18 protein-coding genes and 1 tRNA gene are annotated in these 20,228 nt (G+C 70.3%); 8 read left to right on the forward strand and 11 right to left on the reverse strand.

All coding sequences use genetic code 11. The features are described from left to right. Positions 1-141: 141 nt before the first annotated feature. The 5 genes from LW840_RS16985 to LW840_RS17005 form a co-directional block, all read right to left on the reverse strand. Positions 142-214 (reverse strand) — tRNA-Phe (locus LW840_RS16985). A gap of 84 nt (positions 215-298) precedes the next feature. Beyond that, positions 299-688 (reverse strand): preQ(1) synthase, encoded by a 390-nt coding sequence (gene queF / locus LW840_RS16990; protein ID WP_291262134.1) that lies wholly within the window; start codon positions 686-688, stop codon positions 299-301. Between the two features lie 31 nt (positions 689-719). Then, positions 720-1,655, reverse strand: coding sequence for a rhomboid family intramembrane serine protease (locus LW840_RS16995; RefSeq protein WP_291262133.1), 936 nt, complete (start codon positions 1,653-1,655; stop codon positions 720-722). A gap of 39 nt (positions 1,656-1,694) precedes the next feature. Then, a complete protein-coding gene (locus tag LW840_RS17000) occupies positions 1,695-2,726 on the reverse strand; it encodes a D-alanine--D-alanine ligase (RefSeq protein WP_291266957.1) in 1,032 nt (343 codons plus the stop codon). Between the two features lie 151 nt (positions 2,727-2,877). Next, the gene (locus LW840_RS17005) at positions 2,878-3,198 is read right to left on the reverse strand and encodes a hypothetical protein (protein WP_291266958.1); all 321 of its coding nucleotides are present in this window, start codon (positions 3,196-3,198) and stop codon (positions 2,878-2,880) included. Between the two features lie 309 nt (positions 3,199-3,507). Between LW840_RS17005 and LW840_RS17010 the strand changes: the two genes are divergently transcribed. The 7 genes from LW840_RS17010 to LW840_RS17040 all read left to right on the forward strand — a co-directional run bounded on the left by LW840_RS17010 (position 3,508) and on the right by LW840_RS17040 (position 10,282). Then, complete coding sequence (locus LW840_RS17010) at positions 3,508-4,071, forward strand: RNA polymerase sigma factor (protein WP_291262130.1); 564 nt, start codon at positions 3,508-3,510, stop codon at positions 4,069-4,071. A 49-nt stretch (positions 4,072-4,120) separates the two neighbouring features. Continuing rightward, positions 4,121-4,741: an isoamylase early set domain-containing protein gene (locus LW840_RS17015; RefSeq protein WP_291277448.1), complete on the forward strand. Its 621-nt coding sequence runs from the start codon at positions 4,121-4,123 to the stop codon at positions 4,739-4,741. Further along, positions 4,738-5,385, forward strand: a complete 648-nt coding sequence (locus LW840_RS17020) for a hypothetical protein (protein WP_291266960.1) — start codon at positions 4,738-4,740, stop codon at positions 5,383-5,385. Before LW840_RS17015 ends, LW840_RS17020 begins: the two co-directional genes overlap by 4 nt. Positions 5,386-5,410: 25 nt before the next feature. After that, positions 5,411-6,604 (forward strand): hypothetical protein, encoded by a 1,194-nt coding sequence (locus tag LW840_RS17025; protein ID WP_291262127.1) that lies wholly within the window; start codon positions 5,411-5,413, stop codon positions 6,602-6,604. Positions 6,605-6,694: 90 nt separating this feature from the next. Then, positions 6,695-7,849 carry a COX15/CtaA family protein gene (locus LW840_RS17030; RefSeq protein WP_291277449.1) on the forward strand — a complete coding sequence of 385 codons (1,155 nt, stop codon included), beginning with the start codon at positions 6,695-6,697 and terminating at the stop codon, positions 7,847-7,849. A gap of 173 nt (positions 7,850-8,022) precedes the next feature. Continuing rightward, the gene (locus tag LW840_RS17035) at positions 8,023-9,204 is read left to right on the forward strand and encodes a Gfo/Idh/MocA family oxidoreductase (RefSeq protein WP_291262125.1); all 1,182 of its coding nucleotides are present in this window, start codon (positions 8,023-8,025) and stop codon (positions 9,202-9,204) included. Between the two features lie 73 nt (positions 9,205-9,277). Continuing rightward, positions 9,278-10,282 carry a sugar phosphate isomerase/epimerase gene (locus LW840_RS17040; protein ID WP_291268903.1) on the forward strand — a complete coding sequence of 335 codons (1,005 nt, stop codon included), beginning with the start codon at positions 9,278-9,280 and terminating at the stop codon, positions 10,280-10,282. Positions 10,283-10,550: 268 nt separating this feature from the next. Here LW840_RS17040 and LW840_RS17045 read toward each other — a convergent pair whose 3' ends face one another. Then, complete coding sequence (locus LW840_RS17045; RefSeq protein WP_291266963.1) at positions 10,551-12,026, reverse strand: pyridoxal-phosphate dependent enzyme; 1,476 nt, start codon at positions 12,024-12,026, stop codon at positions 10,551-10,553. Further along, positions 12,023-12,472, reverse strand: coding sequence for an energy transducer TonB (locus tag LW840_RS17050; RefSeq protein WP_291262122.1), 450 nt, complete (start codon positions 12,470-12,472; stop codon positions 12,023-12,025). The genes LW840_RS17045 and LW840_RS17050 overlap by 4 nt, the downstream gene beginning before the upstream one ends. Positions 12,473-12,605: 133 nt before the next feature. On the opposite strand from LW840_RS17050, the gene LW840_RS17055 reads away from it, so the two are divergent. After that, a complete protein-coding gene (locus LW840_RS17055; protein WP_291277450.1) occupies positions 12,606-14,942 on the forward strand; it encodes an Ig-like domain-containing protein in 2,337 nt (778 codons plus the stop codon). A 77-nt stretch (positions 14,943-15,019) separates the two neighbouring features. On the opposite strand, the gene LW840_RS17060 is transcribed toward LW840_RS17055, so the two are convergent. From LW840_RS17060 to LW840_RS17075, 4 genes are all read right to left on the reverse strand, one after another. After that, positions 15,020-15,829 (reverse strand): glutaminyl-peptide cyclotransferase, encoded by an 810-nt coding sequence (locus tag LW840_RS17060; protein ID WP_291266965.1) that lies wholly within the window; start codon positions 15,827-15,829, stop codon positions 15,020-15,022. A 79-nt stretch (positions 15,830-15,908) separates the two neighbouring features. Next, positions 15,909-16,502, reverse strand: coding sequence for a mismatch-specific DNA-glycosylase (locus tag LW840_RS17065; RefSeq protein WP_291262119.1), 594 nt, complete (start codon positions 16,500-16,502; stop codon positions 15,909-15,911). Then, positions 16,499-19,246 (reverse strand): DNA mismatch repair protein MutS, encoded by a 2,748-nt coding sequence (mutS, locus tag LW840_RS17070; protein WP_291266967.1) that lies wholly within the window; start codon positions 19,244-19,246, stop codon positions 16,499-16,501. Before mutS ends, LW840_RS17065 begins: the two co-directional genes overlap by 4 nt. Beyond that, positions 19,243-20,226: an SPOR domain-containing protein gene (locus LW840_RS17075; protein ID WP_291277451.1), complete on the reverse strand. Its 984-nt coding sequence runs from the start codon at positions 20,224-20,226 to the stop codon at positions 19,243-19,245. The genes mutS and LW840_RS17075 overlap by 4 nt, the downstream gene beginning before the upstream one ends. Positions 20,227-20,228 lie beyond the last annotated feature (2 nt).

Raw genomic sequence — 20,228 nt, forward strand, 5'->3', positions numbered from 1 at the left:
CGCCCCCGAGTTCCCGTGCATCGTGGGGCGCCACCAATCGCAATGGGCTGCGATGCCGGCGCCGACGACGGCCGACTGGAGATCGGGAAATGCAAAGCGGCGCCCCGACCGAGTCAGGGCGCCGCTTTGGTTTTGGTGCAGTGGCTTGGGACGGAATCGAACCGCCGACACGCGGATTTTCAGTCCGCTGCTCTACCAACTGAGCTACCAAGCCGATCCGGGCGCGCGGCCAGGCCGCCGCTCCAGAGTCCCGGAATATAGCCGTCACCGGGGCAAAGGGAACCCGGGTGGGGCCCGCTTACCGCTCGTACTTCGCCGTGATGATGCTCTTGAGCCCACCACGCACATTGAAATCCCCCACCACCGTCATCGCGTGCGGCCGGCAGGCCGCCACCAGATCGTCGAGGATGTGATTCACCGCGCGCTCGTAGAAGATGCCGTCGTTCCGGTAGCTCCAGAAATAGAGCTTCAGGCTCTTCAGCTCGAGACACTGCTCGGCCGGCCAGTAGGTGATCTTGATGGTCGCGAAGTCGGGTGCACCGCCTTCCAGCAGCTTCAGTTCCACGGCGTCCGTTTCCACGCCGCCCAACGGGCACAGCGACGTGAATTCGTCCGTCTCCATGTAGATCTCGTACTTCCGGTCCGCGTAGGGATTCGGAAACGTCTCCAGCAATTGGGGCTTGGGCATGCACGAACAGTAAACGGCGCGGGCGCCCTCGTCAGGTCACGTCACGCAGCCGCTTCGACCATTCGTCCAGCAGCAGCCGCTCGGCCACCGTAAGGCTCTCCATCCCGGAGGCTGCGATCTTGTCCAGCACCGCATCGAGCGCCGTGCTCGCCGCCGGCACCGCGGCCGGCGTAGGCGCCGCTTGCGGCTTGGGCTGCGGCTTGGACGCCGGACGCACCCGCGCCATGGCCGCCTTGCTCTGCGCCACGATGTCGTCGGTCTCACGCTCGCGCTCGCGCGGACGGCTGGTCTTGGGCACGGCGCGCGGCGGCTCGTCACCGTAGTCGGGCGCCGGCGCAATGCGGCTGCGGAAGCGGTCGAGACTCCCCACGTTGGGCGCGCGCAGGTAGATCCACCCGGCCAGCATGCCACCGAAGTGTGCCGCGTACGCCGTGCCGCCGGTGCTCCCGCTGTCGATCACCGTCATGGTGATGTTGATGAGCGCCATGAACACCACCAGCCACTTCACCTTCATGGGCACCACGCCGAAGAACAGGACTTCGTCGTCGGGCCAGCGACTGGCATATGCCACCGCCACGCCCAGAATGGCCGCCGAGGCGCCCACCAGAATGCCCGCGTTCGGCTGGAACATGGCGTGGAAGGCCCAGCCTCCCAGCCCGCACCACAGGTAATACCAGGTGAAGGTGCTGGCGCCCCACGACCGCTCCACGCGCGGCCCGAAGAGCCAGAGCGTCCACATGTTGAGCAGCAGGTGCACCAGCCCGCCGTGCACGAACATGTACGTCACCAGCGTCCACAACGAGCGCGACTGCAGGTCGCCGGACGCGTAGCCCAGCCAGTTGGCCATGTTCGCGTCGCCCACGAGCGTGGCCTGCACGAAATACACGGCTACGCACAAGCCGATCAGCCAATACACGGCGCTCGGGGTGCGCGCAGACTCGAACTCGTCGTAGGTGACGTAACTCATCTCAAATCAACGAGGGCGACGCGTTCTTCGATCCCGTGGTCAGCGATCCCGCGACGCCGCGAGAGCCAGCTGCACGATGCGTTCACACAGGTCGGGAAACAAGACACCAGCCGCCGCGGCGGCCTGCGGGATGAGACTCGTGGGCGTCATCCCGGGCAACGTGTTCGCTTCCAGACACCACGGCTGCCCCGCGGGGTCCAACCGGAAATCGATCCGGGCATAGCCGCCCAGCTTGAGCGCCGCGAAGGCCCGCTGGGCCTGATCGGCCAGCGTGGCCTGAATCTCGGCGGGTAGTTCGGCCACGAACTCCTGCGCCATGCCGGGCGTGTACTTGCACTCGTAGTCGTACAGCTCCTTCACCGGCGTGATCTCGATCGTGGGCAGCACGGCCTCGCCCAGGATGCCCACGGTCAGCTCCCGCCCCGGCACGAACCGCTCGATCATGACCTCGTCGTCGTACCGGAACGCTTCCACCACGGCGGCGTGCAGCGCGCCCGGCTCCCGCACGATGTTGAGCCCCACCGTGCTCCCCTGCTTCGACGGCTTCACCACCACCGGCCAGTCGAGCGCGCGTCCCACCTGCGCCGCATCCAGGCGGCGCACGTCGCGCGGCGCCATGATCCAGTCGGCGGTGGCCACCCCTGCGGCACGCAGCACCACCTTGCTGAGGTGCTTGTCCATGGCCAGCGCGCTCGCCAGGTGGCCGCTGCCGGTGTACGGCACCCCCACCATGTCCAGCAGCGCCTGCACCGTGCCGTCTTCCCCCTGCCCACCATGCAACGCCAGGAAGACCACATCGGCCCCGGTGACCTCGGGGAGGGTGCCCAGCGTGGGCGACAGGGAGCGCGCCGACATCCCGGCCAGCGCCTCGAGGCTGGGGGGGGCACTCCCCACACCCGCCGCCAACAGCCGATGCTCGGTCTCACGCGTCAGCACCCCGTCGGCCGGGTCGAGACAGCGCACCGTGTGCCCCCGTTCGCGCAGCGCGGCCGCAATGCGCAGCCCGCTCGAGAGGGACACATCGCGCTCGGCCGACACGCCGCCGAGGAGGACCGTGATGGAGTGGGGCATGCTGCAAACTACCGACGGCAGACGGCAGGAACCACAGGGGGCAGACGGCAGGGGTGTGGTGAAACATGGTGGGCGCGGCCGCTTTCCCTGTGCCTGCCGGCTGCCGTCTGTCGTGCCTGCGAACTGCCGTCTGCCGTAGACCCCGACCGCGTTACTGCCCCGGCGTGTGCTCCAGCACGAAGCGCACGATCCCCGCCAACTCCGTCACCGTTGGCACCCGCGCCCACTCCCGCACCACCACCACGCGGTCCCACGCGTCGATCGTCACGTGCCGGCCCTCTCGGGGCGCGGTCTCATCGAGGGCAATCCACGCCTGCCAGAGCGTGAGCCCCTGGGCGTTGAGCGCGACGCTGTGTGCATCTTCCCAGGTGGCCGGGCGCGGGTCGGCAAGGAGGGCCGCCAGGCGCCCCTTGCTGTAGTCGCGGAGCGGGGCTCCGAGGGCATCGGTGAACTGGTCCAGCACGTTGATCATCGGCAACGCAGCGCGGCGAACGGGTACCCCGGCCCGCGCCGGACGAGGCGCGCGCCCCGGTACGTATCTCGGGTATATCGTGGAGACGTCGGGGCGGAGCGTTCGTCACGGATGGGCCCCCATTCTCGTGACGGCGGCCCCGCCCGGCGGGTAAGGCGGGACATATCACCTGATCACGTTCGACATCGCGACCCGTGCCCCGCACTCTCATTCCCCCCATGCCCGCCCCCTGCCCCGCCCCTCCGGGCAACGGCCCTCGCACCGCGCTGGGTGCCGTGCACACCGCCAGCAGCACCCGCTGACCCGGGCATGGACGACGCACACCTGCTCCTCGTCCTGCGTCAGGCGCGCGGCGGCGACGCCGTCGCCTTTGCGCAGCTCGTGGAGCACTACTACCCGCGGGCGCTGCGCTTTGCCTGCCAGATGCTGCGTCGCCGTGAGGATGCCGAGGAGGCCGTGCAGGACACGTTCCTCCGCGTGCACGACAACCTGTCGCGCTTCCGCGAGGATTCGCCCTTCGACCCGTGGTTCTTCCGCATTCTGGGCAACCGGTGCCGCACGATGCTCGCGCGTCGCAAGCGGCACCACGACCTCATCGCCTACGGCGACCTCCCCCACGACGCGGTGGGCGATGAACCGGTCGACGGGCCCGACGACCACTTCGCGCGCGCCGTGCACCACGCCCTGGCCACGCTCCCGCCCGAGCAGCGCGAAGCCTTCCTGCTGCGTCATGTGAACGACATGGACTACGAAGAGATGACCCTCGTGACAGGAGCCAGGGGCTCCACGCTCCGCATGCGGGTGAAGCGTGCGGTCGATGCGCTTCGCCACCGTCTACAGCCCACCGTGAGCGCCGGAGTGCCCCGTGAGTGACCGGCATCGTGAGTCACCGCATGCCCACGCCGCTGACGACGCGCTCCTGATGGCGCAGATCAAGGCCGTGCTGGCGCCCATGCCGGCCGTCGATCGCCGCCGTATCGCGCAGATCCTGGCGGCCGCGCGGGATCGCCGGCGCACGCCGTGGCAGCGTCTCCGGGCGCGCGGGGACGCGCTGCTCGAGCGATGGCGCTTCGCCACGTCGCCGCTGGTGCGCGGCGCCACGCTGGCCGCCGCGGCGCTGGCCGTCGGCTTCGTGAGCCGCGGCTTCCTCATGCGACCACCGGCCAGCACGCCGCAGCCGACGGCCACCACCGTGGCGTCCGCTCCGGCCGCCACAGCGGCCGCTGCACCGCTGCAGCCGGTCGAGGCGACCGCCGATGCCGCCAGCCTGCGTGTGCCCACCCAGTTCCTGCTCGACGCCCGCGACGTGCCGACGGCGGCGCAGGTGAGCGTGGTGGGCGACTTCAACGACTGGAATGTCACGGCCACGCCGCTCACGCTCGAGAACGGCGTGTGGACCGGCACACGGCCGCTCGCCCCGGGACGTCATGTCTACGCGTTCGTGGTGAATGGCACCACGTGGGTGGCCGACCCGCGCGCGCCGCCTGCCGCCGATACCGACTTCGGACGCCCCGGCTCCATCATCATCGTGCAGGCACCGTGATGCGCCGCTACCTCGTGCCGTTGCTGCTCGCGGCCGTGGCGCGCACGGCGCACGCGCAGGAGGCCACGCCCTTCGAGGGCATTGCCGACGAGCCGGCGCGCACCGCCATCCGCGCCATCATTGCCGATGCCGCCGCCCGCGGCCTGCCCACGGCGCCGCTCGTGACGAAGGTGCGCGAGGGGCTCGCCAAGCGCGCCGCTCCCGACCGCATCCGCACGGCCACGGCGCTGCTCATGGAACGGCTCGCGGTGGCGCAGGGCGCCATGGCGCCGTCGCAGTCGGTGGACGAACTGGCCGCGGCGGCCGATGCGCTGCAGGTGGGCATCCCCGCCAGCACGCTGCGCGACATGCGCAAGATCTGGCCCTCCAAGCCCCTCACGGTGCCGCTGGGGGTGCTGGCGGAGATGGTGGCCAATGGCGTCTCGCGACCCGTCGCAACCCGGCGGGTCCGGGAACTGCTGCTCAAGGGAGCCACGCTCACCCAGTTCGCCACCCTCGGCACGACGGTCGGCCGCGACATCGCTGCCGGACTCGCGCCGGATGCGGCCATGGAGCTACGCTCCAAGGGTGTGCTTTCCCTCATCGAATCCCGGGCCGGAATTGGCACCACCAGCGCTCCGCTGCGCCCAACCGGCAAGAACTGACGTTCGGCTGGCGTGGGGGGGGGCGGTGGCCGCTGTCCTGGTGGCCGCCGCGCCCCTGCGCGCGCAGGCACCGGTCCCGCGGTCGGCCACGATGGTCTGGCTCGATGCCGGTGGCGCGCGTGTGCAGCAGCCCACCAGCACCCGCCGCTCGGCCGGCAGCCTCGGCGGCGGTGTGTGGCACGCCCGCAGTCGGGTTGCGCTGGCCGCCGAGGGGAGCATGACGCTCGCCAGCGACAGTGTGCGGGCCGGGCAGTACGTGGTGCGGGTCACCCTGCTCCCATGGGCCGTCGCGCGCACCGACGTCGACCTCAGCGCCACCACCAACGGGGGAGGCGTTCTGGGGCTCGACGGGAATCGCGCCCTCGCGGGGTGGCAGCACCTGCGGGTGGGGCCCCTCGAACTGAGCGCCTTCGCGGGGGTCGGGCGCACGACACGTGCGAATCGGCCCAATGAGGGACGGCGCCTTGGCGGCGCGGTGGCCTGGCAGCGCGCCACGCCCGTCGGTACCCTGCGCGCCGGTGCCCACTACGCGCGCGGGTGGACCGACGACTTCCGGCTCATGGAGGCCGCGCGGTTCGGCCTGCGCGCCCCGGCGCCCGCGTACACGCTCGCCGACCGCCAGCTCGACGCCAGCTGGCAGCATGGTCCGCTGTGGGTCCAGGGGAGTCGCGCCTGGCGGGCTGGCACCGGCGCCACGCGGGGCACGGCGTCGGCCTTTCATCTGGCCGCCGCCTGGAACCTGAAGGCCGGCACTTCGCTCATCGCCCAGGTGGGAGAGCAGCTCGCCGACGTCGTGCGCGGCGTACCGCAGGCACGGTACACTGGCCTCGGGATGCGCTGGACCCCGGTCCGTCCAGCCACCGTGCGCCGCGATGCGCGCGCGCTGGGCGACGACCGGGGCGGCACGGTCGGCATCACCACCGTCCCTGATATGCGCGGCGACGAGGTGCTCGTGCAGCGGCGCGAGGGCCACGGTGAGGTCAGCATCAGCCTCCTCGCCGCGATCGGGGCCGTCGTGGAGATCGCGTCCAGCAGCACCGAGTGGAAGCCCGTGCGCGCACCGCGCGAGGGCGACCGGTTCGTGTACCGCTTCCCGCTCCCCAGCGGCACGCACCGCGTGGCCGTGCGCGTGAATGGTGGCGAATGGCGTGCCCCGCGCGGCCTGGCGGTCGTGGACGACGACTTCGGTGGCAAGGCGGGACTGATCGTGATTCCCTGACCGACACACTGCGTCCGGACGCGCGGTGGATCACGGTGGGCCGGCACCCGCTCCCTTGACCCTCACCGGCCCCCCTGTCAGGGTACACGGGTGGCTACCACGACCGACCTCGGACTTCCCGGCGCGCTCCCCGAGCGCGACCGCCTCGCCCTGCGCCGCTGGCTGCTGGCCTCCATCATTGCCGTCTTCTTCGCGGTGGCGGTGGGGGGCATTACCCGGCTCACCGAAAGCGGGCTGTCCATAACCGAATGGAAACCGGTCTCGGGCGCTCTGCCCCCGTCGAGTGACGCCGCCTGGGCGCTCGAGCTGGAGAAGTTCCGGCAGATCCCCCAGGCCAGCACCACCCACGCGGGGATCACACTGGCGCAGTTCAAGTGGATCTACTGGTGGGAGTGGTTCCACCGGAACGTGGCGCGCACCGTGGGGCTGGTGTTCGCCATCCCGTATCTCGTGTTTCTCGTGCAGGGACGCCTGCCCAAGTCGCTGCGCCTCAGACTCGCCGCCCTGCCGGTGCTCACCGCCGGACAGGGGGCGCTGGGCTGGTACATGGTGCAGAGCGGGCTCGTCGAACGCATCAGCGTGAGCGCCTACCGGCTCACGGCGCACCTCGGCCTCGCCCTCGGCATTCTGGCGGTGGCCGTGTGGACCTACAGTGAACTGCGGGCGCGGTCGGCCGAGGAGCTGCAGGAAGGGGCCAGCACCTCCCCGTCGTGGCGCCTCGCGCTCGTGAGCGCGACGACCCTGCTGGCCATTACCGTGCTGTCGGGCGGATTCGTGGCCGGGCTGCGCGGCGGCAAGGTCTTCAACGAGTTCCCGCTCATGGGGGGCCAGGTGGTGCCGCCCGGCTACGCCACGCTCACCCCGTGGTGGAGCAACGCCTTCGAGAACCCCGCCGCGGCGCAGTTCCATCACCGGGTGCTCGCGCTCACCGTCACCGCGCTCGTGCTCACGCTGGCGTGGCGCGCGCGCCAAGCGGCACTCCCGCGGGCGGTGCAGCGCGCCCTCCTTGCCTTTGCCACCGTCATCACCGCGCAGCTCGTGCTGGGCATCACGACGCTGCTGCTGGCCGTGCCCATCCCGCTCGGCGTGTTCCATCAGTTCACCGGCGTGTTGGCACTCACCGCCGCCCTGGTGGTAACCCAGCGCGCCGTCGCCACGGCCGTCGACCGGGGTGCGCAGCGGCGCGTTACTGCAGCACAGCGGGCCGCCAGCGACCGCTACAGCGCGCAGACGGCCGCGGGATAAGCATCACCGCCGGCGGCACCGTGTCGGTCCCTGCGCCAGGGACCCTGCTTGCCCGCCATGGGGCACCACCTAGAATTGCAGAGGGATTCGCGCACCCGCGCGCCCGCGCACGACGGCGACCTCGTCTCTCGAGGCCGCGTGTCGGTGATTGCCGAGTCCATGCTGGAGGATCGATGCCGTTGAATCGCAAGCTGCGCTACGGGATGGTGGGGGGAGGCCCGGGCGCCTTCATCGGTGCGGTGCACCGGCGCGCCGCCGAGTTGGACGGGCTGGCCGAGCTGGTCGCCGGCGCCTTCTCCACCGATCCGCAGAAGTCCCTCGAGCAGGGTCGCGCCCTGCACCTCGACCCGTCCCGCTGCTATCCCAGCTTCGAGGCGATGGCCGAAGGCGAGGCGGCGCGGGCACCGGGTGATCGCATCGATGTCGTGGTGATCGTGACGCCCAACCACGTGCACTACGCCGCGGCCCGCGCCTTCATCGAGCGGGGCTTCCACGTGATCTGCGACAAGCCCATGACCACCACGCTCGCCGATGCCGAGGCGCTCTGCCGCCTGGTGGCGGAGCATGGCGTCATCTTCGCGCTCACGCACAACTACTCCGGGTATCCGCTGGTGAAGCAGGCCCGCGCCATGGTGGCGTCGGGGGCCCTCGGCACGCTCCGCAAGGTCGTCGTGGAGTACACGCAGGGATGGCTCGGCACCGCGCTCGAAACGAGCGGGCAGAAACAGGCCGACTGGCGCACCGATCCCGCGCGGGCCGGCGCGGGTGCGCTGGGCGACATCGGCTCCCATGCCGAGCAGCTGGCGCGCTACGTCACGGGGCAGCGCATCACGCGCCTCATGGCCGACGTGGGCACGGTCATTCCCGGGCGGCGGGTGGATGACGATGCCAACCTGCTGCTGCGCTACGAGCACGGGCTGCGTGGCATCCTGCACTGCTCGCAGGTGGCCACGGGCGAGGAGAACCGCATCAACCTGCGCGTGTACGGCAGCCAGGGCTCGCTGGAGTGGGCACAGGAAGAGCCGAATCGCCTGCTGCTGCGCCCCCTCGACGGCCCCCTGCAACTGTTGACGCGCGGCAGTGGCTATCTGAGTCCCGAGGCGCAGCGCGCCACGCGGTTGCCGTCGGGGCATCCGGAGGCCTTCTTCGAGGCGTTCGCCAATGTGTATGGCAACGCGCTGCGCACGATCGCGGCGCGGGTGGCCGGCGAGACGCCCGATCCCGCCGACCTGGACTTCCCCACGGTGCAGGACGGCGCCATTGGCGTGCACTTCATCGAAACCGCGCTGCGCAGCGGCGGGGAGGCGGGAAGTGGCGGTCATTGGGTCGATGCCGCCTACACGCCGCCAGCCTGACGGGTGTTGCGTCCCGGTTCGTCTTTCCATTCGCGTTCCGTTGTTCTTCGGCCCTCTTCCCGCACTGCATCCCATGCGCCCCGTTACGCTCTTCACCGGCCAGTGGGCCGACCTGCCGCTCGCCACGCTTGCCGCCAAGGCGAGCGCATGGGGGTACGACGGCCTCGAACTCGCCTGTTGGGGCGATCACTTCGACGTGGAGCGGGCGGTCAGCGAAGATGGGTATGTCGAACGCCAGCGCGACCTATTGGCGCAGCACGGCCTCGCGGTGCACGCCATCAGCAATCATCTCGTGGGGCAGGCGGTGTGCGATCGCATCGACGAGCGGCACCAGGCCATCGTGCCCCCCCGCGTGTGGGGGGACGGCACGCCCGCCGGAGTGCAGCGACGCGCCGCCGAGGAGATGCAGCGCACGGCACATGCCGCGGCGAAGCTGGGCGTGAAGGTGGTGCCGGGCTTCACCGGCTCCAGCATCTGGCCGCTGCTCTATTCGTTCCCCCCGGTGTCGCCGTCGACCATCGACGCCGGCTTTCGCGACTTCGCCGACCGCTGGAATCCCATTCTCGACACCTTCGACGAAGTGGGCGTGCGCTTCGCCCTCGAGGTGCACCCGACCGAGATCGCCTTCGACATCGCGTCGGCCGAGCGCGCCGTGGCGGCCGTGGGCGGGCGCCGCGCCTTCGGCTTCAACTTCGACGCGTCGCACTTCGCCTATCAGGGCGTGGACTATCTCGCCTTCATCCAGACGTTCGGCGATCGCGTTTACCACGTGCACATGAAGGACGTGTGGTGGAGCGACCGCCCCACGCGCAGCGGCGTGTTCGGTGGCCATCTCGAGTTCGGCCATCGCGATCGCCACTGGGACTTCCGCTCCATCGGGCGCGGGCGCGTGGATTTCGAGGGGATCGTGCGATCGCTCAACCGCGTGGGCTACACCGGCCCCCTGTCGGTGGAGTGGGAAGACATCGGCATGGATCGCGAGTTCGGCGCGCGGGAGGCGTGTGCGCGCGTGAAGGCGGTGGACTTTCCGCCCAGCGACGTGCGCTTCGACGCGGCGTTCGAGCGCGACGTGGGGTGAGGAGGAGCAACGTCCTGCAACGGCAACTGCAACGGCAACGGCAACGGCAGACGGCAGGAACCACAGTGCGCAGTGCGCAGGAATGCGGAAAAAACGGGCGCGCCGCTTTGCGGTCGCGCCCGATTTCCTTTGCGGTATCATATCGGCGGCGCGCGCAGCGCAAGCCGCCGTGTTGTTCTACCGAATTCCTTCCGTACTGCTCACTGTGGTTCCTGCCGTCTGCCGTCTGCGGTTGCCGTTTGCGTAGTTGCCGCCCGCGTTCGGCCGTTCACCGATGCATCAGGTACTCCAGCACATCGAAGCGCGTCACGATCCCCTGCACCACCCCGTCCTTCCGCATCAGCACCGCCCGGTTCGACTTGGAGAGCAGCTTCGCCACCGCTTCCACCGGCGCGTCGTGCTCCACCACCGGGAACGGCTGATCCATCACGTCGCTCACCGTCTTGTCGAGGGCCCTGGGGTCGCCCAGCGATTCGGTGGTGAGCCGTGACTCGGCCACGCTGCCCACGCACACCGTGCCGTCCATGACCGGCACCTGACTCACGTTGTGCAGCGCCATGAGGCGAATGGCCTGCCGCACCGTGGCGCCCGGCGTGACACTCACGATGGCCGGCGCACTCGCGTCCTTGTTGCCCAGTACGCTCTCGATGCTCGTGTGCGGCGAGTCGAGCAGCTGGTTTTCGCGCATCCACTCATCGTTGAACACCTTGCTGAGATAGCGCTCGCCGGTGTCGCACAGGAAGGTGACCACGAGCGCGTTCGGGTCATCGAGCCGCCGCGCCACCGTGAGCGCCGCGTGCGCAATCATCCCGGCGCTGCCCCCCACGAAGATCCCCTCCTCGCGCGTGAGCCGGCGCGCCATGGTGAACGCATCCTTGTCGCCCACCGAGATGAACTCGTCGATGATGTCCATATCGAGGGTGGCCGGGACGCAGTCCTGCCCCACCCCTTCCACCTTGTACGGCGCGCCCGTGGGATGCCCCTCGCCCTTCGTGCGCCACAGCTCGGCCAGCACGCTCCCCTGCGGGTCGGCGGCGATGATCTTGATGTTGGGGTTCATGCTCTTGAGGTAGCGCGCCACGCCACTGATCGTGCCGCCCGTGCCGGCGCCAGCCACGAAATGCGTAATGCGCCCCTCCGTCTGCTCCCACAGTTCGGGGCCCGTGGTGGCCACGTGGGCCGCCGGGTTGGCCGGGTTTTCGAACTGCCCGGCCAGCACCGCGCCCGGCGTTTCCCGCACGATGCGCTTGGCCATCTGCACGTAATTCTGCGGATGATCCGGCGGCACCGCCGTGGGGGTGATGATCACTTCGGCCCCGAACGCCTTGAGCAGGCGCACCTTCTCCTGACTCATCTTGTCGGGCATGGTGAAGATGCAGCGATAGCCCTTGAGCGCCGCCGCAATGGCCAGCCCCACCCCCGTGTTGCCGCTTGTCGCCTCCACGATCGTCCCGCCCGGCTTGAGCGTGCCCGCCGCCTCGTGCGCCTCGATCATGGGCATGCCGATGCGGTCCTTCACACTGCCGCCCGGATTGAAGAAGTCCGCCTTGCCGTAGAGCGGCGTGCGGATCCCCTTGGCCACCCGCGCCAGGCGAATGAGTGGCGTCCAGCCGATCGTCTCGAGTACGCTGCCATAGGGACGGCGGTGCCGCACGTGTTCTTCGGAGGAGCCTGCGCCGGCCGCGGCCGGCGCAGGGGTGGGCACGTCGGTGGGGAGCGAGGTGGCCATCGTGGTGGGTGTCACGGGGGAGGTCGCAGGGAGTCCCGGGGCGGAAGCCCCCCCGGGTGTCGGAAGTGCACGGGGAACAGCAGCGAAACCGCAATGGGGACACCGCCGCGGCGGGCGGCGCGGAAACGGAGCTGGGACGCTCCGGCCAGCGCCGCGCTGTCGAGGGCCGCGTGCCCCGACGGCTCGACCAGCCTGGTGCTGTCGGCCACGACGTTCCCGCCGGAATCGACGAACACCCGCAGCAGGACTTCCCCCTGCACTCCGGCCACATACTGTGCCACGGGATACCGGAACGGGAGTTCGCCGTTGAGGATCTGCGGGCGTTCGTCGGGCAGGTCGAGAAGCGACGCGTTGCGCAGCCAGGCGTCACTTCCGGCCCGGGGCTGCCGGGCCTGTCGTGCCCGCTCGGAACAGCCGAGCAGGGTGAGGGGCATAAGCAGGAACCGTCCTACGGCGCGCATGCCGGAATGTACACCGCGCCCCCTCGGGCGGTGTCGCACCATGTGCCGTCGTCGGCATTCACGTGTCGTATTCGGCAGGGCATGTTTCAACCCTGCCGGTCATGTCCGGATTGGTCCCCCCTTGCTCCCCGTCATGCGCCCGTTGCTGCTCACCCGTCGTCGCGTCCCGCACCTGGTTGCCGCCCTTGGCATATCCAGCGTCCTGCTTGGCGCCTGCCGCGCCAGCGAAGGCACCGGTCCCGGCGCGACCCCCACCGCCGTGGTCATTCAGGCGGGCAACCAGCAGACGGCCGTGGCCGGTGCCGCGCTCCCCACGGCGCTCGCCGTGCTCGTGACCGACAAGGACAACAAGCCGGTCTCCGGGCGCCGGGTGGATTGGGACGTGGGGGTGGGATCGGGAACGGCGAGCCCCGCCAGCAGCACCACCGATTCGCGCGGCATTGCCACCACCTCCTGGACCGTGGGCATCACCGCCGGCACGGCCCGGCTGAGTGCGCAGGTGAACGGCGTCAACCCGGCCCCCTTCATCGCCACCGTGCTCCCTGGCCCCGCCGCGAGCATGGTGGCCATTCCCGAGTCGGGCTTCCTCGGCGTGGGGGATACGCTGCGGGTGCGCGGCTCGCTGCGCGACCAGTTCGGCAACGTCATCGTGGGGCAGAGCTTCAGTTTCACCTCGCTCGATGAGGCGCGGGCCTCCGTCGATGGCGCCGGTCTGGTCACCGCCCTCGCCCCCGGCTCCGCGCGCGTGGTGGCTGCCGCATCGGGGCGCGCCGACACGGTGCTGTTGACCATCGGTCCCGCCGGCTCGGGCCCCTGCGGGCCCACGGCGGCACAGACACTCGCGGTCGGCGACGTGGTCGATCCGCAGGCGGGGACCAACAGCCTCGCGGCCTGTCTCGAGGCGCCGCCAGGCACGCTCAGCGCGGAGTTCGCGCTCACGGTCATCTCCACCGCACCGTCGTTCGGCCTCACGTCCGTGGCCGATGTCTTCGCGGTGGGAACCCGCGCGCCCACCACCGCCGCGCTCGTGGCCCCCCTGCCCACCGGCAACACGATCGCCATGCCCGCCGGTACCCTGCTGGGCAACATGCTCTCCCCGGCGGAGCGCTTCGAGCAGGCGCTGCGGCTGCGCGAGCAGCAGGAGTTGCCGCCACTCGCCGGCGTCGCGCAGCAGTGGCACCAGGAGCCGCGCGCGCAGGCGGCCCTCACCCCGGTCCGGGTGGGAGACGACATCCGGCTGAACGCCAACTCGAGTCAGGCGTGCAGCAATGCCGATACCCGCACCGGACGGGTCGCAGCCGTGGGCACGCGCGCGCTGGTGGTAAGCGACAAGGAAAACCCCGCGGGGGGCTACACCGACGCGGAGTTCGCCTCCATTGCGGCCACCTTCGATACGCTGGTCTTCCCCATGGACACCGCCGCCTTCGGGGCGCCGTCCAACATCTCGCAGTACGGCCGCATCATCCTGTTCTACACCCGGGCGGTGAATCAGCTCACACCGGCCAACTCGAACTTCACGATTGGCGGCTTCTTCTTCGCCCGGGATCTGTATCCGCGCACGGCACGCAACGGCCTGCCGGCCTGCGCCACCTCCAACGAGCAGGAGATGTTCTATCTGCTCGTGCCCGACCCCGAGGGGTCGGTGAACGGCAACCGGAGGGCCAAGGATGTGGTGACGCGACTCAACCTCAACACCATCGCGCACGAGCTGCAGCATCTCATCAACGCGTCACGGCGGCTCTACGTGAACGGGGCCGGCACCACCGCCGAGCAGGTCTGGCTCGATGAGGGGCTCTCGCATCTGGCCGAAGAGCTGCTGTACCTGCGCGTGAGCGGGTACTCCTCGCGCCGCAACCTCGTGCTCAGCGACGTGAACGGCCTGCGCGCCGAGGACTTCACCACGTACGCCTCGCAGAACTTCTCGCGCTTCTACGGCTTCCTCATCGCGCCGGAAACCAACTCGCCGTACGCGCCCAACGATTCGCTCGCCACGCGCGGCGCGATCTGGAACTTCCTGCGTTTCGCCGCGGCACGGCAGGGCGCGAATGGCGAGGCCACCTTCCTGCGGCAGCTCGTCAACTCCACGACGACCGGCGTGGCCAACCTGCAGCAGGTGCTCGGTGGCGGCGGCTTTGCCGATTACCTGCGCGATTGGTCCGTGTCGCTCATCGCCGATGACTTCAGCGCCGCCACCACGGCCGGCCTCGGGGCGCGCTACGTGAATCCCGCGTGGAACTTCCGCAGCATCTTCCCGGGACTGCGGCTCAGCGGCGGGGCGGCGCTGGGCGTGTATCCCATCGCCACGCGCACCCTCAACAGCAACGCCCCACAGCGCATCGTGCTGGCTGGCGGAACCAGCGCGTATCTCCGCTTCAGCGTCCCCGCCGGCCAGCGCGCCCTCGTGCAGCTCTCCAGCAACGGCGCCCTGCCGCCCGCCGCGTTGCGCTACGGGATCGTGCGGCTCAGATAGCATCTCCGACCTGCCGGAAACCCGAAACTCCCGGTCGTTCACCGGGAGTTTCGGGTTTCGGGTTTCGGGTAGTGTTGCTACTTCGCCTTGAGCCGGATCTCGTACAGCTTGGGCCACAGCTTGCCGGTCACGTGAATGCGGTCGGTGGCCGCGTCGTACGCAATGCCGTTGAGCACATCCTCCTTGCCGGTGCGATCGAGCTGCGGCAGGAGGCCGGTAAGGTCGATCCACCCCGTCACCTTCCCGGTGGCGGGGTCGATGCGCGCGATCGAGTCCTTCTGCCACACGTTGGCCCAGATCTCTCCCTTCACCCACTCCAGCTCGTTGAGCTGCGACACCATGTTGCCGCGATCGGTCACCGTCACGGCCTTCTGTGCGGCGAAGGTCTTCGGATCGCGGTAAATGAGCGTGTTGCTGCCGTTGCTCATGATGAGCGACGTGCCGTCGGTGGTGAGGCCCCACCCTTCGCCGTCGTAGCGCAGCTCCCCGGTGCGCCTGAAGGTCTTCCAGTCGTAGGTGAAGGCCTTGCCGCTCTGCCAGGTGATCTGGTACAGCGTGCCACCGAGAATCACGATGCCTTCCCCGAAGTGCGGCTCCTCCAACGGCTGCTGGCGCAGCGCTTTGCCCGAGGCCAGAGCCACCTCGCGGATGTTCGACTTCCCCACCGTACCCGTGCTCTCGAACAGTTTGCCCTCGTGCCAGAGCAACCCCTGCGTGAAGGCCCCGGTGTCGTGCGGGAACTCGGCCACCACGTCCACGCCATAACCCGGCGTCATTGGGCCGGGGGCCACGGTGCGGCTGGTGTCCGCCGGCGCCGGCGCCCCCTCGCTGCACCCCGCGAAGGCCCCGGTGAGGCCCACGAAGCCGAAGGCGGACAGCGCGATCATGGCGGTGGTCGCGCGAGAACGTCGGCGAAGGCCGCGAGCGGACGAGGAAGAGGCAGTCATGAGGGCGGGCCGAAACGGGTCAGCGGTCGCGCGCCGCAGGGGATTCCACCCAGAGGCGCAGCGCACGCAACATCGCGATGAGATCGGAAAGCTGATGATTGGCGTTGAGCCCGCTGGGGCTCGGCAGGGCCCACAACCGACTGCCTTCGAGCAGCTCCGGTTGCAGACCCAGCTGCGCCTTGGGGCGGCCGAATGCCGTACGGTACGCGCCGATCCCCAGGAAGGCCACCACACGCGGCGTGCAGGTGCGGACGAGGTGCGCCAGACGCGCGCCGCCGGCCACGTACTCCTCGGGGCGAAGCGCCGACGCCGCGGCCGTGGTGCGCGGCACCATGTTGGTGATGCCATACCCCAGCGGCAGCAGCTCGTGCTCCTCCCACGGCTTGAACAGCCGGGGCGTGAACCCCGCGCCGTGCAGCGCCGGCCAGAACCGGTTGCCGGGGCGACCGAAGTGGTGCCCGATGGCGGCGGTGTACAGCCCGGGGTTGATGCCGCAGAAGAGGACGGTGAGGTTGGGCGCCACCAGGTCGGGCACAACCTTGTGCACCGCCGCGGCCAGCTCGGCCTTGGACGGCTTGGGTGGCGCCGCCGTCGTTCCCGCCCGGCTCATCATGGCGCCGCCGCGCCCTTCTTGAGCGCCGCCAGCGTGGTGAGCGCCTCGAGCGGGGTCATGCTGTCGGTGTCGAGCGCCGTCACCGCCGCCTTGAGGCGCGTGGCGGCCGCATCCACCGGCGCCACCGGTTCGGCAAAAAAGCCCAGCTGGTCGGCGTGCAGCTGATGCTTGAGGCGAGGCCCGCGGCGCCGGGTGCTCGCCGGCGCCTGCATACCGTCGGCGGTGAGGCGCGCGGCCATCTGCTCTCCTTCACCTTCCAGCAGCGCGAGGACTTCCTTGGCGCGCGTGATCACCGGAGCCGGGAGCCCCGCCAGCCGCCCCACCTCGATGCCGTAGCTGCGATCGGCGCCACCCGGCACAAGGCGGTGCAGGAACAGCACCTGATCGCCGACCTCCCGCACGGCCACCGTGAAGTTGCGCACGCCCCCCAGCTCGTTCGCGAGCTGCGTGAGCTCGTGATAGTGCGTGGCGAACACCGTCTTGCAGCCGATCGCATCGTGCAGATGTTCACTCACGCTCCACGCGATGCTCACGCCGTCGTACGTGCTGGTGCCGCGTCCGATCTCGTCGAGCAGCACCAGCGAGCGCTTCGTGGCGGTGTGCAGAATTGCGCTCGTTTCGCTCATCTCCACCATGAAAGTGGACTGCCCGCGCACGAGATTGTCGCTCGCCCCCACGCGCGTGAAGAGCCGGTCCACGATGGGCAGGCGCGCCTTGCGCGCCGGCACGTACGCGCCCACCTGCGCCAGCAGCTGGATGAGGCCGATCTGACGCAGGATGGTGCTCTTGCCGGCCATGTTGGGGCCGGTGAGCACGATCAGCTGCGCCTCCTCCGTGAGGGCGAGATCGTTGGGGATGAACTTCTCGCGCGCCATCATGCGCTCCACCACGGGATGCCGGCCGGCGGTGATCTCGAGATCGAAGCCGTCGTGCAGCTCGGGGCGCACGTACTGCTCGCGCTCCGCCACGTCGGCGAAGCTGGCCAGCACATCGATGGTCGCCACCCGTCGCGCCACCGCCTGCCAGCGCCTGATCGCGGCCCCGGCCTCGCGGCGCAGCGCCTCGAACAGTTCGCGCTCGCGCGCCTCGATGCGTTCGGCGGCGCTCAGCACCTTCTCCTCGTACTCCTTGAGCGCCGGCGTTACGTACCGCTCGGCGCCGGTGAGCGTCTGACGCCGCTGGTAGTCGTCGGGCACCAGGTGCCGGTTGGCGTTCGAGATCTCGAGGAAGTAGCCGAAGACCTTGTTGTACCCCACCTTGAGGCTGCCGATGCCGGTGCGGGCGCGCTCCTGCTGCTGAATGGTGGCAATGGCATCCTTGCCGCCATCGCGCAACGCGCGCAGCTCGTCGAGTGCCGCGTCCACCCCCGGCGCAATGGTGTCCTCCTCGCCGATCAGCAGCGGCGGACGGGCCACCAGCATGCGCGTGAGCTGTGCGGCACAGTCCGCACCATCGTCCCAGTCGTGCAGCATGCGGGCCAGCACGCCGCCCTGCGCGCCCCCCTGATTGGCGTGCGCCAGCACCGCGTGCACGGCGGCAGCCACCTGCGGCAACCGCGCCAACGAATCACCCAGCGCCCGCAGTTCGCGCGGCGTGGCGCGCCCCGCCGCGGCCTTGCTGGCCAATCGCTCCACGTCGCGCACCCCGTCGAGCGCCTCGCGCAGGGTGGCGCGTCCCACCGGGTCGCGCACCAGCACCATCACGGCGTCGAGGCGCGCGTCAATGGCATCCCGTTCGAGCAGCGGGGCCAGCAGCCACTGCCGCAGCTGACGCTGCCCCATGGGGGTGGTCGTGCGATCGAGCACGCTCAGCAACGTGCCCGCCACCTCACCGCCGCGCAGCGATTCCACCAGCTCGAGATTGCGCCGCGTCATCTCGTCGAGCGGCATCACGCCGCCGGGACGCTCCACCACCGGCCGCGCCAGATGCGGCAATCCCCCCGGCTGCAACTCACGCAGATAGCGCAGCAGCGCGCCGGCCGCGCCCACGACCGCCGCATCCTCGACACCAAGCCCGAAGCCTTCGAGGCTGCTGATCGCGAACTGCCGCGTGAGCTCGTCGGTGGCCAGCTGGGCGTCGAATTCCCACCCCTCGCGCTCCGTCACGAGCGCGCCCTCCACGACCTGCAGCGCCCCGTCGAGCTCCGCGTGGGCGGCGTTGCGCACCAGCAGCAGTTCGCGCGGCGCCAGTCGCGCCAGTACGGCCGAGGCATCGGCCGCCGTCACCAGGAACAGGCGCAGCTCGCCGGTGGAGAGATCCGCCGCGGCCACGCCAATCTGCTCGCGCACGCGATCGCCCTCCCGTCCGCCCTGCTTGCCCACGGTGTCACGCCCCATGGCCACGGCACACACGTAGTTGGCGCGGGCGCCATCCAGCAGGTCGTCGGCAAAGACGGCGCCCGGCGTGATCGTTTCGATTACCTCACGCTTCACGATCCCCTTGGCGAGCTTCGGGTCCTCCACCTGCTCGCAGATCGCCACACGATGCCCCTGCTGCACCAGACGCCGCAGGTACTCGGCCGCGGCCTTCACCGGAATGCCCGCCAGCGGCACCTCGGCGGCTCCGCCATTGTTGCGCGAGGTCAGCGTCAGTCCGATGGCGCGCGACGCCACTTCGGCGTCGTCGTAGAACATTTCGTAGAAATCACCCATGCGGAAAAACAGGATCGCGTCCTGATGCCGCGCCTTGATCTCCCGGTACTGCTGCATGAGCGGCGTGGCACTGCCGCTGCCGCCACTGGTCACTTCACGAGCTCCGCCACGAAGCCGGAAAACCCCGCCCGCTTGAAGCGCACCAGGGCTGCGGTCGCTTCGGCGCGGGTGGCGAAATAGCCGGTTCGCACGCGAAACGGCTGGCGGTCGCCGTCCACCCGGGCGTCGATCTGCCGCGCCCCCAGCGTGCGCACGAACGCCTCGGCTTCCGGGCGCGTCCCGAAGGCCGCCAGCTGCACACTGAAGCGCGCATTCGCGGGCACCGACGACGCGGGGGCGGCGGCCGCCGCCGCGGGCACCGACGACGCGGCGGGCGCACCTGCTGCCGTGGCGGCCGGTGCTGGCGCGGGAGCGGACGGGGCGGCAGCCGGGGACGCGGCCGCGTTCCCCGTGTCGGCCTGCGCGCGCGCAAGCAGCTTGCGGTCGACGGTGGCGCACCGGCGCCCCAGCTCTTCGGCCTGCAGACGCAGCTCGCCGTCGGGCACGCCGGTGGTGGTCGCCACGGCGAGCGCGACACAGGCCCGCGGCAGGTCGCGCTGCGCCACCCAGCTCTTGGCAATCCACAACTGACTGCGCGCCTTGGCCGGACCCGCCGGATACTCGCGCACCACGCGCGCGAAATACGCGCGCGCGTCCGCCGGGTGCCCGCGCAGCATTTCCAGCTCGCCCAGGCGCAGCAGGGCGTCGGTGGCGCGCGGAGCGAGCGGGGTTTCAATGATCAGCCGCTTCCAATCGCGCTCGGCGTCGCTCACCCGTTCGGCGAGGGTGGCGCGCCAGAAGAGCGCCTCCGCCAGATCGTTGCTGCCGCTGGGCGCCGCCGTTACCAGCGAGTCGAGCACGGCGCGCGCATCCGCCCCGTCGCCGTTGTCCACGGCGGCGCGAGCCCGCGCCACCGCCCGGTCCATGGCGGGCGAGATCGCCGACGCCGGCAACGGCGCCGCTGACTGGGCCGGCAGCAGGGCAGGAGCGACGACGGCCAGGAGAATCGCCGTCAGGGTGCACCGCTGCGTCATCG

Source organism: Gemmatimonas sp. (assembly GCF_021298855.1).
In the GTDB taxonomy this organism is placed as follows: Bacteria; Gemmatimonadota; Gemmatimonadetes; order Gemmatimonadales; family Gemmatimonadaceae; genus Gemmatimonas.